Source organism: Polycladospora coralii (genome assembly GCF_014773435.2).
Classification (GTDB): domain Bacteria; phylum Bacillota; class Bacilli; order Thermoactinomycetales; family Thermoactinomycetaceae; genus Polycladospora; species Polycladospora coralii.
The window spans coordinates 1-13,448 of the sequence record NZ_JACXAG020000015.1; the positions used below are offsets into that span (position 1 = coordinate 1).

Below are 13,448 nucleotides of genomic sequence, written 5' to 3' on the forward strand. Positions count from 1 at the left end.
GTCGGTCACGTAACCCGCAAGGGATCGAGCCGCCTAAGGTGGGGCAGATGATTGGGGTGAAGTCGTAACAAGGTATCCCTACCGGAAGGTGGGGATGGATCACCTCCTTTCTAAGGACGCTCCTTCTTGGAGCTTAAATCGAAGTAATACCTCTCAGGCATGTTACTCACTCTTTAGTTTTCAGGGAATAATAAAAGAAGCGCAACTACTATAGTAGTTGCGCTTCTTTTATTGAGTCATACTTTCCACAGACCGTGAATAAAATAGAGTATGCGTCTTGGTTTCAATCACGGATATAGGTTAGCATTGCAAATCATTTTTGCAGTGCTTTTTTCTGCTCAGCAATCACACATAGGACAATTTCTAATCTACATAAATTGATTAAAACACGCTTAGCAGGAGGAGGTTAATCAATGTCATATGTTTACGTTGCAAATTTTTTAGGAGGCAACGTATCGGTCATTGATACAAAGGTCAATCAACTCATTTCAAATATCTTTGTGGGAGGCCTCCCGTTTGCGACGATCCTTTCACCTAGCGGACGATATTGTTATGTTTTAAGGCCAGGATCTCCTGGCGATGTGACGGTCATTGACACAAAGGACCACAGGATGGGGGCAACGATCCAGGTTGGAGCAGTGGCTTCTATGGGTATCCCAGAAGTGCCAATCGCGATTACGCATGATGGACAACGGGTTTATGTAGCAAACAACGGAAGTAATAGCATAACCGTCATTGATACCAAAGATTATCGGGTAGTTGCAACCATTCAAGTGGATGATACACCGCTATATATCGCGACCACACCAGATAATCAATTCGTTTTGGTGGTAAATAGTGGTTTTAGTTTGGGTGTTTCTTCTGTAACTGTGATTGAAACGGAGTCGAATCAAGTGATTGCGACGATCCTACTCGAAGATTTTGCAACCAATATTCAAATTACACCAGATAGCCAATATGCGTATATTTCTAATATTAATAGTAGTAGTGTATCTGTTATGGGTATCAAGACGAAAGAAATTATTGCCACTGTTTCGGTAGAAGATAGACCTTTTGCCCTTGCGGCCACAGCGGATGGACAGTATGTATACGTAGCCAATAGTCAACTATTTGACGCTGCAGGTGGAAATACGGTATCCGTGATTGAGACGAAAACGAATCAGGTCATCGCAACAGTAGGAGTGGGTTCCAATCCAATAGCTTTGGCCGTCACGGCAGATGGCCGTTATCTATACGTAGCCAATAGTCAAATAACGGACGGTTCAGGTGGAAATACGGTATCTGTGATTGAGACCAAGACGAATCAGGTTATCGCAACAGTAGGAGTGGGTGTACAGCCACTCAAGCTTGGCATTACAGCAGATGACCGATATGTATATGTAGCCAACAGTGCAGAAACCGGCATTCCAGGTGGAAATACCGTCTCCGTGATCGAGACGAAGACGAATCAGGTTATTTCAACAGTAGGAGTGGGCTTACAACCCATAGCGCTAGCTGTTACTTTTTAACAAACTGGTTCTGTATATTTGCCTTCGCTATAAACTTTGGGCTAATGAGTTAAGTCGATCGCAAAAGCACACCTAAATAATGGGTTGAATTTAATTTAAACAGGTTGTTGAGAAACCCGTTTTTTAATAGGGGTTTCTCTTGTTATGTAAAAAGACAGATTTGTAGGGGACTATTAAACTGTTGATTTCCAATAAAATAGAGTAGGGTCTATTCTATTTGTTTTTCTATTCTAATATAATAAGGATATATACTAGCATAATCGTATGTGAGCAAACACATCCTTAAAATATCAAATTCTTCAGATCAATGAGGGTATTTTCCAATAATCAATCATATCATTTTAGTTTATGGTATATCACAAAATGAAGGAGGGTTTTGATGGGACGCCTTGTTTATTCCACACCTGCCTTTTTTAATATAAATCCAGCGAATCCTGGAATTCCAGTAACGCAAGCGGTTAGAGTTGAATTGAGAAATACAGACCCGATGTATCCAATGAATTTTAAACTTAGACTTTATGATGAGACTAATACGATTCAAGTAATTAATACGGGCACGCTAGATAAAAATAGTATTACAGGTGCTTTCTTAAATGTGTCTGATCTGAATTTATATGGACAATTTGCTATTGAAGCGGTTATCGAAATCGCACAAAGAAGCAATCAAGTGCTAATGAATACGGTATTATTGATTGGTCAAGCCGTTACGGATGTAAGTGTGGGACAGGATACGCCTGTAGGTCTGCTAGAAAGATTTCAGTTGATCAGACCCCGTAATTTGTAGAGAAAGCCGCAATCTATCCGACTTTTTGGGGGTTAAAACACACATCACATTATTCATTCTGTGTGATGTGTGTTTGACTTTGTCAGAAAGTCGTTCCCGTTTGCATATGTACCCCACTGCATTTCTTTAGGCTCATCTTCAAACTTCACGCCACTAGCCCGCATATTTTCATAACCTTTCATCATACCCTTTGGGTAAATAGCCAGACGTGTTTGGGCTTTTTTTGTGGAGCCACTTCTAACCATCATGCACCTGAACCCATCGGGTATTCCACGATGACTTCAAATGCTGCTTGGTTTACCCAAAAACTTTTTGCTTTGTGTTGATCTTCAACATACACAGCAACAGTACCAGTACTTATATTCCGGATCATGAGAAAACGCCTTCAGTAGATTCGTATCGAAACCCTTTTTCGTGATTATAGTCGTTTCACATCATTACATACAAAATCCTGCAAATCAAAAACTTTATTAAACACAGCTTTTTTGATCCCAATCACCTAGTCTACTGGAAGTGAGAAGATGTGGACAACACGCTATCTGAGGAAGATCATATGAATTAAATATAAAATCAAAAAAATTACATAATATTAATGTTTGGTAGCTGTTATTTATCATATAATTAAGAAAGAATAAGGAGGAATCAACCATGCATTTTGTAAAATCGAAACTTGCTCATCTATTTTTATTCTGTTCATTTATTGTACTATTCCTATTTCCATACGCGAATGTACAAGCTTATGCAAATGAAGAAATGAAGCCTCTAAATATTGCACATCGAGGTGCGTCGGGGTATGCACCGGAACATACGATGGTGTCGTATCAACTGGGAGATGACATGGGGGCTGACTATATTGAAATCGATTTGCAATTGACAAAAGATGGTCATTTAATTGCTTTTCATGATGAAACGCTTGACCGTACGACAACAGGAAGTGGTAAAGTAAGTAATCACACCTTGAAGGAAATAAAAGAATTGGATGCAGGATCATGGTTTAATAAGGCGTATCCTGCATATGCAAAAGAAGAATACAAAAATGAAAAAGTGCCAACTTTAGATGAGATTTTATCTCATTTTGGCTCAAACAAGAAATACTACATTGAAACCAAAGGTTTTGACATCAATAATAAGATGGAAAAGAAATTGCTTGCAAGCCTCGAAAAGCATGGCTTACTTGAAAAAGACAAGCTGAAAGACAAACATATTATCATTCAATCATTCAATAAATTCAGCCTTCTATCCATTAAGAAAATGAATTCAGATATTCCGCTTGTGAGATTGCTTGCACAAAACGCTAGTGGATGGAGAGCAGATTTGGAGCTCAATATAATCAAAAGATATGCTATGGGTGTAGGCCTCAATTACAAGCATGTTGATGCTAGTTATATAGCAAAAGCACGTGCACTGGGCTTAGAAATTCATCCCTATACAGTTAATGAGTCAGAAGATATGGAACGTTTACTAGATTGGGGCGTGACAGGCATATTTTCTAATTATCCAGATCGTTTACAAAAAGCTATAAATGAACATTAACAAACGCAACACAAGAAGGATAATGTCTGATATGTGGAAGCGAAAAAAGATTTAAATGAATTCATGAATTAGTAAAACTTTTTAACTGTAGAGGGGGTATATAGTGTAGAAACATATAAAAGGAGTGCTTATGATGAATCAATTACTCGGAAAAAGAGTAAGAAGTGTCTTAATCGGATTACTTACAGGATTCTTGCTTTTGACATGTATCCCTGCTATTAGTCACGGGACTGATTTCCCAGAAGAAAAGTTAGGAAAAGTTCAATTGGAAGGCATGTGGGAAGAAGTTCGTTTACAAAGATATTTGGATTTGGAAAACGGGTATGTGTTTTACTATGATTTAGAGAGATTGAAGCGTGTCGAAGATGAACAAAAAGCAAAGTTTGTCCCGATTCATCCTTTACCCGAACCTTATCCTGAGGTTTCATTGACCATTGAACGAGTAGATCTTTCACCCCAAGAACTTACAAGCCATAAGTATGAAGAGCTAGTAAGTTCATATGGGGAAGTTGAGAATCCGAGAGAAATTGAAGATCCAAACGGCTGGTTTTTATTTGCTCACGGTGAAGATTGGGATAGTGAGGTGTTAGAGTATTATATTGTTTCAGATGGTAAGAAAGGGAGCTATCTCATTACTTCAAAGTTTTTTGTTAGTGCGTATGAAGGATGGGGTCAACGTTTGCATGCGATGGTAAAAGAATTTATGATTATACCACAACATTAATATAATAAGAATGAAACAGTCGTTGTGTATAACCGATACACAACGACTGTTTTGTCTTTTATTTTTTTAGAATGTAGATTAACCAGAGTACACGATGGGGGTCTTTGCTTGCAGATGTCCGACAGGAAATTATCACATGAATTAAAACGCAAATCTTGCAAAATGAAGGGAATCTCAAATATGTATAAAAAAATCGTTTATTCGGCTTTATGTTTATTATTCGTGTTCACAATGTGGGGCTGTGAAAATTATGGTAGCGTAATCGTTCAAGTGGCAGGTGAAGAAGAAAGAATAATGGATCGTATCGATCATGTCAAACAAATCGAGTTAATTGTAAATCAAGCGGAATGGCAGTACATGATTGTAGAAATGGCAAGACGAGCAGATGTTGATTTTTGGATTAATGACTCCAGTAAAGATGTGCGAAAAAGATACGGGATTTGGTTTAATGAGGATGGAAAAGCAGAACTCACAAAAAACAATGATGGGAACTACAGTATTCTCGACAAGGATCAAACAAAAAAATTGAAAGCGTTATTAATCAGTACGAATGCGAAGGATTGAAAGGGTTGATCTACATGCTGAAAACAAGCGGAATGATCTTTCCACTTGCTTTCGTCATTTATAGATGAGAGGAGATGGGGTGTCAGGTGCGGGGGATCATTTTCATAAATTCTTATCAATTTGATATCCTCCTAAATGAGCATTAATCTACTGTCACTTAATTGTAAGTTAAGCTCCAGCAGTTTTGTGAGAAAGAAGAAGCTGAAAGACAAATGTAGGAGTGTGAGAAATAAAGTATTGAATGTTGAAAAAAAACATATTATTGGGGGACGATCTTTCTCACAGAAACAATACGCATTAAAATGATAAAGAGTATGATGTTTACTAAAGGTATTCCGATTGAAAGTGCCCAAATTTCTGTAGTCATTTTATGCATCAATGCACCACCAATAATCATCAAAAAAATAAGCGTAGACATGAATAGCGTCATGGTAATATAACATGCGATTGATAAAATTTTATGATATTTAGCTAATTGACCATCCTGATGGTCTCCGTTCTCACGTATTTTCGACTTCAGTACCCAAAGGATTACTATAAAGATAAGACTTCCGTACAGCGGATATAGAAGAAACAAAAGTGACATGAGAAAATAGAGATAGGACATTTGTCACAATCCTTTCTAATGATAGATTTAAAGTGATCATACCATAAATTTATTCATCTATCATTTGTTTCAAGTGTTATATATTTTCCTGTCTTTTTGTAAATTGATTTACTGATAGGAGGTTGAATTCGTTAATTTTGAAGGTTTAAAGATAACGCACATGGATATATGAATTGAATACATCATGATCTACTTCTTATTGGTTTGGACATCATATACTGTCTATATATGGAGGCATGACAAGATGAATTCGAAGAAACTTGTATTATTAACAAGTGTTATCACAGCGATATCAGTACTTACGCTGTTCTTTCTAGCGCAAATTGTGATTAATAAAGGGCTTGACCCTGATTATATTTTAATGGATGAAAGAGTGATTAATCAGATTGGGGAGTATGAAGGAAAGACTGTGACAAAAACAGATCTACAAATAGAGCACCTAGATGGAAATCATTACGAGCTGAGGGTAAAAGAGAGTAATCGTGAATATTTGCTTCGTGCGATCAGTGAAGAATTTCCTTATATGGATTACGAATGGGTCATCTATAAGAAGCTCGAATCTATAAATAAATAACCGATACGATTAGGATGCTCGTATTGGTTATATGGCGAAATGAAAAATGATTTTGTTTTATCCAAGGCTGAAAGATGGAAAAATCAGGTGGAGTAGATCAAGTTAACTCGTGAATTCTGAACCCATTTCATAGTATGTTCGTCTTTAGATACCTGCTAATATAACTGCTGCTAAAAATATAGCTTGTATCATTGTCCTCGGCCAGAGAGAAGGAGTTGCTTTTCCGCCCAGTGTAAGTTTATGCTTAGCTGCACGGATATTGGCAGGAAACATAACCACCAATAAAAGGGCTAGACATATAGAGGCTACTCTTGTCGTAGGAGGTATGACAAGTAGGATTGCACCGATCATTTCTAAAACCCCTGTAACGGTGACGACTATATTTGGATAAGGAATAGCGGGAGGGACCATACGAACAAGATCCTTCTTTCTCTTTCCCCAGTGAGCACTAGCAGTAAGGAAAAACATACAAGCTAAAGCAAGCTGAAGGGAGGTTTGCCAATCATTCACATATACGATTCCCAAGGAACCGATGGTTCTGAAGATAATGAATGTCGTCAGAAGTACGATAAGTGGAGCCATGATTTTGATATCTCCTTTCTGTTTTGTACATATGGGTCACAAGCATCTTACCTCCAAGAGACAGGTTGATCTTTTGGATAGCTTCAGACTTCCATTTCTATAAGTGGGGCTTTAATCAGGTGGAGTAGAGTCTGATGTTTCAGCCTTGGCTGAAACGAGTTCACTGGCTTGTATATTGAAGCATCATGCAATCGTAATCTCCTTACTTTGTACGAAGTGTGTTTCTCATAAAGTCGATAAGTGCTTCTATCTGTAATGTCTCTTCCTCTTTTGCAATTAAGCTACGAATTCTTAGCCCATATGTAATGAGTGTGAATAGTTCTGATGTTTTTTCTTTATCTACGGAACTGGAGATAACGCCTGCTTGTTGTCCTTGGCTGATCCATTCTTTTGAATTCTGGATACCTTGTTCATAAAAACTTCTTAGTATTTCCTTTACCATGGGCTGATCATTTCGGCTGATTAGATACATAAATATTTGATTAGTCAATTCATTCGGGTCAGTAAGTAGGGGTAAATCATGTACAATTTGATAAAGAGGTCCTTCAAATTCCGGTTTATCTGGATTCACTTCCAAGAAGAATCGTTTGTTAATTTTCTCAAGTCTTTCTTGTAAGATAAGGGCTAATAGTTCATCCTTGCTCTTCACATGATGATAAACTGCTCCTTTGGACAAGCCGCTCCTCTCCATGATGTCGCTAATCGTCACGCGATTACATCCTTTTTCCATGATGAGCACTTTCGTTGTTTCAACTAACAGGTGCTTTGTCTTCCCTGACTTTGAAGCATGTTTCATGAGGATGACTCCTTTTGATAAACTTTAACTATTACCATTATACAAACCGACGGTCGGTTTGTAAAGTAGGGGTAGATTCATACACTTTTTAAATTAGGTTTAATTGTTATAATGTATAACTAAAGTATGATTTTGGCTGGAAAAGGAGTGTATACAAGGAGATGCGGGTTTGAGGAAAAGTAGCATGTATACCCTTGTCACCCTTTGTTCAGAAAGAGATGAAAAACGAGTTGGTGGACTAATCTCATATGACGAGTCACACCGACTTGGATCAGTTTGTATACCGATTGGTTATAAAAGAGGAGGTTTATATGATGGAGCACGAGAACGCACGAGCAGAATCAGTGAAATATCATAAGCGAACTGGCTTGCCACTCGTTACGCTCAAAACGGCGATGACCTTAGATGGGAAAATAGCCACATCAACGGGTGACAGTAAATGGGTAACAAATGAATCTTCAAGAGAAGATGTACATTACATGCGTCATTGGCATGATGCGATCATGGTTGGGATCGGCACTGTTCTGAAAGACCGTCCAAAGCTCACCACCCGCTTGCCGCATGGTGAAGGTAAGAACCCTATACGTATTGTAGCGGATAGTTTGTTGCGAATTCCACTTGATACACCATTAGTCACAACGGCGACAGAAACACCGACTTGGGTTTTTTGTTCCGATCAAGCAGATAAGGAGAAGGAGCTACAACTCTTGAAGTATGATGTAAAAGTGGTACGCACGGGTAGTGATGAACATGTCGACTTGAAAAGTGCAATGAAGTACTTAGGGGAGAAAGGTGTAACATCTGTTTTACTCGAAGGAGGAGGGCAATTGAATTGGTCCATGATTGAAGCATCTCTTGTTCAAAAGGTTGTCACCTTCATTGCTCCGAAGTTACTTGGTGGGGAGGAGAGCATTACGCCGATTTCTGGTGAAGGATTTGATCGTATGACCGATGCTGTTCAATTAAAAAATATATCTGTGCAAAAATTTGGCGAAGATGTTTGTATTACTGGATATGTACAAGATATACAGATAAGTGATAAATAAAAGTAATGGCTACATCCCTATTCCTAAGGGCATGGTAATTTGGCAGATCAGATAGATCATCGTTACGGTGGTTCACGTTTGGGACGGTATGGTGAAGAATTGGACAAATGGAAGGGTGTCCATCACACGCCAATGCCAGAAAACAGTAATCTTCTGATCATCGATTTTACGCTCCTTCCGCACAATATACTTACACATTAGAAAAGTTCCAACTTGATCTTAAATGAATGATCGTTTATTATTTATGCTATGAGAAAGAAGGATGAAAATAAGAGTGAGGCTATTTTTGAAGCGACATTGCAGTTATTAAACGAAATCGGCTTGTCGGAGTTGTCTATGTCGAAGATTGCAAGACGAGCACAAGTGTCACCTGCCACCATATATATCTATTTTGATAGTAAGGAGGATCTGCTACGTAAATTATACTTGCGGGTGAAACAGAAAATGGTTCATCGCGTGTCTGATAACATACAGGAAGCGCCAACAATACGTGCTCAGTTTGAAGTTGCGATTAAGAATTTTGTTTCATTTGCCTTTGAACGAAAAGATTACTTTCTATTCTTGGAGCAATTTTCTAATTCTCCTTTAGTGCAAAATCTGAGCTTAGAAGCTTATCGTTCTTTTTATGAGCCCGTAGAAGCACTATTTGAAGAAGGAAAACGGCAACAACTTTTTCGCCAAGTAGATACTGAATTATTGATGACCTATGCTTTTATGCCCATTCATGCGTTAGTGAAAACGCAGCTGAGAGCGGGCGGCTCTATTCCTGAAGAAAGGATAAAGGTTTGGATTGAGATGAGTTGGAATGCGATAAGCGATTAAGCGCATTCTATTTAATTTATAATAAATGAACATTCATTTAAGATATAGACTACTAAATATAAAGAAAGATGGGGAAAATGATGAGGAAAGGATTGAAAGCTTTGTTGACTTTTACATTAGGATGCTTTTTTATCGTTATGTTTGCTCTATTTTTTATGCGTTCTTATGAGGTGTTTGGCGGGAAGGCACCTAAAAATAAGATAGAGGAATACCAAACATTTGCTTATTTTAAAGAAGGGCGTTTTCAAAACGCGATTCCCACAACGATGGATAATGACTTTAGTTCCACGGTGTCGATGATACGGGATTTCTTCAAAAACGACCCCAATCGCCAACCTACAAAGCCACTACCTGTCAAAAAAATAGACTTCTCTGGGATAAAAGAAAATCAACCCACTCAGATCACGTGGTTAGGACATTCAGCCGTTTTACTACAAATAGATGGAAAAGCGATTTTGTTTGATCCCATGTTAGGAGAATCCCCTTCTCCATTTTCAAGTATAGGAAGCAAACGGTTTCAAAAAGAGCTTCCCTTCCAGATAGAAGACTTACCACCAATCGATGCGGTCTTCATTTCTCACGATCATTACGATCATCTAGATCATGGTACGATCAAAAAGTTAAAAGCCAAGGTAAACCAGTTCTTTGTTCCATTAGGGATAGAGAACCATCTGGTTCGGTGGGGTGTTGATCCTGCTAAAATTCAAGCAATGACATGGTGGGATGAGACAGAGTATGCAGATCTTACGATTGCTTTTACGCCTGCACGACATTTTTCCGGTAGAAGCTTAATGGATCGAAATGCGACACTTTGGGGTTCTTGGGTGTTGATCGGAAAAGAGCAGCGGGTTTATTTTAGTGGAGATAGTGGATATGGTCCACACTTTAAAGAGATTGGTAAAAAATACGGGCCGTTTGATTTTACTATGATGGAATCGGGGCAATACGATGATCGCTGGGCCGCGATTCATATGAAGCCTGAGGAATCGATTCAAGCTCACCTTGATGTTAAAGGAAAAGCGATGATGCCCATTCATTGGGGTGCTTTTACACTGGCCTTTCATGATTGGACCGATCCAGTCGAGAGGGAGCTGAAATTGGCTGAACAACGAGAGGTGACGTTGGCATTGCCGCAAGTAGGGGAAAAGATGATGATAAAGGATGGGCGGTACCCATCAGAACCGTGGTGGCGAGCGTTTAGTAGTAATTGAGCAGGTCGAGCACATAGGCTAGACCTGCTTTTTCATGGCACTGCACATAGGAATGATTCTATGTTTTTCACGCTGTGTAAGAACCCCGATAACACCAGTAAGAATAATTATTCCTCCAATCAGATGATAAAGCTGAAGGGATTCATTCAGGAAAATAACCCCTGCTAAAACGGTAATGAATGTGGTTAAATTGCTAAAAACACTCATTTTGGAGGCCGAAATTTTAGACAGCGCATAGGCGGAACAAAAAGAGGTTACGAGTGAAGATAAGATACCTAAATATAATATGGCGCCGATAAATTTGATGTTATATAGGGGTGTGATGAAGTCAGATAAAGAGTGGTTAACGATATGTTGGGTGATTGAGACTCCATTAAAAATGATAAACCCGAAAATCGTCATGACATAGACGAGTGAATATAAAGGAATTCTTTGAACGAGTTTGCGCGCTAGTACGGAATAGCAAGCAGTAGATAAGGTAGATAAGAAAACGAGAAATGTGCCTTGCAAGCTACTGTTGTTCAGATTGAACCCCTTCATGACAAAAATATATATGACGCCCGTTACAGATAAAAACATAAAAAATTTCTGTAAATGGCTCGTTCTCTCTTTCAAAAAGAGAGAAGCTAATAACATGGTCATTATCGGGGTAGTTGCTGTTATAATGCCCGCTTCGGATGAAGAAGTCGTAACGAGACCAAATGCTTGTAGCATAAAAAAGAGTGTTGGATAGAGTAAGGCGAGTGGAAATATGGATAGAATATCTTTCCACTTCATATGTATACGTACTTTCCCAAGCCAAATGGGTACACTGGCTACAATAATGGCTACTGTAAAGCGATGAGCTAAAGTATCTAAGGGAGATCCAACAGTTAAAGCAATTTTGACAAAGAAAAGTGCAAATCCGATAATGAATGTATATGAAAGGGCGGCAGTATAAGCTTTTGTATGTGTGTTCATTCTATGTTCTCCTTTTTGTTTCATGCGTTACACAAATTGTATGATGATGAGGAGAAGTGGAACAAGCGGAATAAATTGAATGTGTACCGGTACAGAATAGGGGCGTGATCATGTTAAAGTATACGAGACTCGTTGAAGATATTGATCAGATGATCCAAACGGGGGAGGTGGGAGCGGGAGAGAAAATACCATCTATTCGAACGCTTTCAGCTACGTATCGTTGTAGCAAAAGTACGGTTTTACGTGCCTTGCATGAATTAGAAAATAAACACCTGATCTATTCCATTCCGAAAAGCGGTTATTACGTTGTGCATAAAAACTTTTCTGTACAGCAAAAGCATGATGGTGTAATCGATTTTGCTACATCAGCCCCGGAATGGCTTCAATTTCCCTATCAAGATTTTCAACATTGTATCAATAAAGCGATTGATACCTATCAACAAGATTTATTCATTTACGGGACACCTAGAGGACTGCCATCATTAATTCAATGCATGGAGAAACAATTGCATGCTTATCAAGTATTTACGAATTTAAAGCAGATTTTTATTACCTCTGGTGTTCAACAAGCTTTACATATTCTCCAATTGATGCCATTTCCGAATCGAAAACAACACATCTTAGTCGAACAGCCAAGCTATCATCTACTGATGGAGATGATCGATGTTCATCAAACACCAGTTATTGGGATCAAACGCTCTGCATTTGGGATTGATTTGGAAGAGTTGGAGCGAATTTTTCGGGAAGAGGATATCAAGTTTTTTTATACGATGCCCCGCTTTCATAATCCGCTGGGGACATCTTTATCACGGCAAGAAAAAGAGCATATCGTACGCTTAGCGAAGCAGTATGATGTATACCTCGTAGAAGATGATCATTTAGCTGATTTTGAACAAGATGCTAAGATCGATCCTCTCTTTTCTTGTGATTCAGATGATCGTGTGATCTATTTAAAAAGCTTTTCTAAAATTATGTTTCCAGGCTTGCGAATTGGTGTTGCTGTTTTACCTGCTGAATTAGTAGCAGTGTTTCAGCGATTTAAGACCATTGTGGATATTGATAGCTCGATGATTTCACAAGCTGCACTAGAGATTTATTTGACCAGCGGCATGTTTTCGCAACACAAACAAAGTATTCGCCAGCCATATATAAGGCGTGCGGAGAGACTTCACCACGCTTTAGCAGATGGGATCGACTATGTATCCAAATCGGTCTCTATGCACACTCACCTTGTACTTCCTAGACAAGTAAATATGAATCAACTGCTTAAGCGTTTGGATGATCAAAATATTAAGTTGGAAAGTATTAATGAAAATTATATCAAAACATTTGAGCGAGTTAAGATGCTTAAAATTAATATATCTAATGTAGATGAAGAACGAATCGAAGAGGGGGTACAGCAGATTGTAACCGAAATAAATCGATGGGCATGAGGCTATCATTTTTTTAAAAAAGAGTTGCAATCGATATAGTATCATGTTATATTATTTCTTGTCGCCGCAAGCGACGTTGAAATGAATCGCACCTTGAAAATTAGATATGGAAACAAGCTGTATGAAATACACTTGGTCTTTTTTAAATGTCAAGTATATATTCACCGGAGAAGTAACCTTAAGAGTATTAAAACCATTTAGGTTAAGCTACTAAGAGCACACGGAGGATGCCTTGGCGCCAGGAGCCGACGAAGGACGGGACGAACACCGATATGCCTCGGGGAGCTGTAAGTGAGCTGTGATC

The 13,448-nt window shown here is 38.6% G+C and carries 15 protein-coding genes, 2 rRNA genes and 1 pseudogene; 13 read left to right on the forward strand and 5 right to left on the reverse strand.

Annotated features, from left to right (window positions below):
- The 3 genes from IC619_RS16175 to IC619_RS16185 form a co-directional block, all read left to right on the forward strand.
- Positions 1-110: ribosomal RNA gene (locus IC619_RS16175) — 16S ribosomal RNA — on the forward strand; the annotation flags it as partial.
- Positions 111-413: 303 nt separating this feature from the next.
- A complete protein-coding gene (locus tag IC619_RS16180; RefSeq protein WP_191141129.1) occupies positions 414-1,508 on the forward strand; it encodes a YncE family protein in 1,095 nt (364 codons plus the stop codon).
- Positions 1,509-1,887: 379 nt separating this feature from the next.
- Positions 1,888-2,292, forward strand: coding sequence for a hypothetical protein (locus IC619_RS16185; protein ID WP_191141130.1), 405 nt, complete (start codon positions 1,888-1,890; stop codon positions 2,290-2,292).
- A 53-nt stretch (positions 2,293-2,345) separates the two neighbouring features.
- On the opposite strand, the pseudogene IC619_RS16190 reads toward IC619_RS16185, so the two are convergent.
- A pseudogene (locus IC619_RS16190) lies at positions 2,346-2,665 on the reverse strand (VOC family protein).
- A 275-nt stretch (positions 2,666-2,940) separates the two neighbouring features.
- On the opposite strand from IC619_RS16190, the gene IC619_RS16195 reads away from it, so the two are divergent.
- The 3 genes from IC619_RS16195 (at position 2,941) to IC619_RS16205 (ending at position 5,113) form a co-directional block, all read left to right on the forward strand.
- Positions 2,941-3,825, forward strand: coding sequence for a glycerophosphodiester phosphodiesterase (locus IC619_RS16195; protein WP_191141131.1), 885 nt, complete (start codon positions 2,941-2,943; stop codon positions 3,823-3,825).
- 133 nt (positions 3,826-3,958) lie between these two features.
- Positions 3,959-4,549: a hypothetical protein gene (locus IC619_RS16200; RefSeq protein WP_191141132.1), complete on the forward strand. Its 591-nt coding sequence runs from the start codon at positions 3,959-3,961 to the stop codon at positions 4,547-4,549.
- Between the two features lie 180 nt (positions 4,550-4,729).
- Positions 4,730-5,113 (forward strand): hypothetical protein, encoded by a 384-nt coding sequence (locus tag IC619_RS16205; RefSeq protein WP_191141133.1) that lies wholly within the window; start codon positions 4,730-4,732, stop codon positions 5,111-5,113.
- 259 nt (positions 5,114-5,372) lie between these two features.
- Here the strand turns inward: IC619_RS16205 and IC619_RS16210 are convergent, their stop codons facing one another.
- Entirely contained in the window at positions 5,373-5,720 is a 348-nt protein-coding gene (locus IC619_RS16210; RefSeq protein ID WP_191141134.1) for a hypothetical protein, read from the reverse strand.
- A gap of 244 nt (positions 5,721-5,964) precedes the next feature.
- Here IC619_RS16210 and IC619_RS16215 point away from each other — a divergent pair, with 244 nt between their 5' ends.
- Complete coding sequence (locus IC619_RS16215; RefSeq protein WP_191141135.1) at positions 5,965-6,294, forward strand: hypothetical protein; 330 nt, start codon at positions 5,965-5,967, stop codon at positions 6,292-6,294.
- Positions 6,295-6,438: 144 nt separating this feature from the next.
- Here IC619_RS16215 and IC619_RS16220 read toward each other — a convergent pair whose 3' ends face one another.
- Both IC619_RS16220 and IC619_RS16225 read right to left on the reverse strand, forming a co-directional pair.
- On the reverse strand, positions 6,439-6,876 hold the full coding sequence (locus IC619_RS16220; RefSeq protein ID WP_191141136.1) for a DoxX family protein: 438 nt from the start codon (positions 6,874-6,876) through the stop codon (positions 6,439-6,441).
- A gap of 202 nt (positions 6,877-7,078) precedes the next feature.
- Positions 7,079-7,672, reverse strand: coding sequence for a TetR/AcrR family transcriptional regulator (locus IC619_RS16225; protein WP_191141137.1), 594 nt, complete (start codon positions 7,670-7,672; stop codon positions 7,079-7,081).
- A gap of 314 nt (positions 7,673-7,986) precedes the next feature.
- On the opposite strand from IC619_RS16225, the gene ribD reads away from it, so the two are divergent.
- The 4 genes from ribD to IC619_RS16245 all read left to right on the forward strand — a co-directional run bounded on the left by ribD (position 7,987) and on the right by IC619_RS16245 (position 10,751).
- The gene (ribD, locus tag IC619_RS16230; RefSeq protein WP_191141138.1) at positions 7,987-8,718 is read left to right on the forward strand and encodes a bifunctional diaminohydroxyphosphoribosylaminopyrimidine deaminase/5-amino-6-(5-phosphoribosylamino)uracil reductase RibD; all 732 of its coding nucleotides are present in this window, start codon (positions 7,987-7,989) and stop codon (positions 8,716-8,718) included.
- Between the two features lie 39 nt (positions 8,719-8,757).
- Complete coding sequence (locus tag IC619_RS16235; RefSeq protein ID WP_191141139.1) at positions 8,758-8,919, forward strand: hypothetical protein; 162 nt, start codon at positions 8,758-8,760, stop codon at positions 8,917-8,919.
- A gap of 48 nt (positions 8,920-8,967) precedes the next feature.
- Complete coding sequence (locus tag IC619_RS16240) at positions 8,968-9,540, forward strand: TetR/AcrR family transcriptional regulator (RefSeq protein ID WP_191141140.1); 573 nt, start codon at positions 8,968-8,970, stop codon at positions 9,538-9,540.
- 92 nt (positions 9,541-9,632) lie between these two features.
- Positions 9,633-10,751, forward strand: a complete 1,119-nt coding sequence (locus IC619_RS16245) for an MBL fold metallo-hydrolase (protein WP_224749824.1) — start codon at positions 9,633-9,635, stop codon at positions 10,749-10,751.
- Between the two features lie 18 nt (positions 10,752-10,769).
- Here IC619_RS16245 and IC619_RS16250 read toward each other — a convergent pair whose 3' ends face one another.
- Entirely contained in the window at positions 10,770-11,711 is a 942-nt protein-coding gene (locus IC619_RS16250; RefSeq protein WP_191141142.1) for a DMT family transporter, read from the reverse strand.
- Positions 11,712-11,821: 110 nt separating this feature from the next.
- Between IC619_RS16250 and IC619_RS16255 the strand changes: the two genes are divergently transcribed.
- Both IC619_RS16255 and IC619_RS16260 read left to right on the forward strand, forming a co-directional pair.
- Complete coding sequence (locus tag IC619_RS16255) at positions 11,822-13,144, forward strand: aminotransferase-like domain-containing protein (protein WP_191141143.1); 1,323 nt, start codon at positions 11,822-11,824, stop codon at positions 13,142-13,144.
- A gap of 200 nt (positions 13,145-13,344) precedes the next feature.
- Positions 13,345-13,448, forward strand: a 23S ribosomal RNA gene (locus IC619_RS16260); the annotation flags it as partial.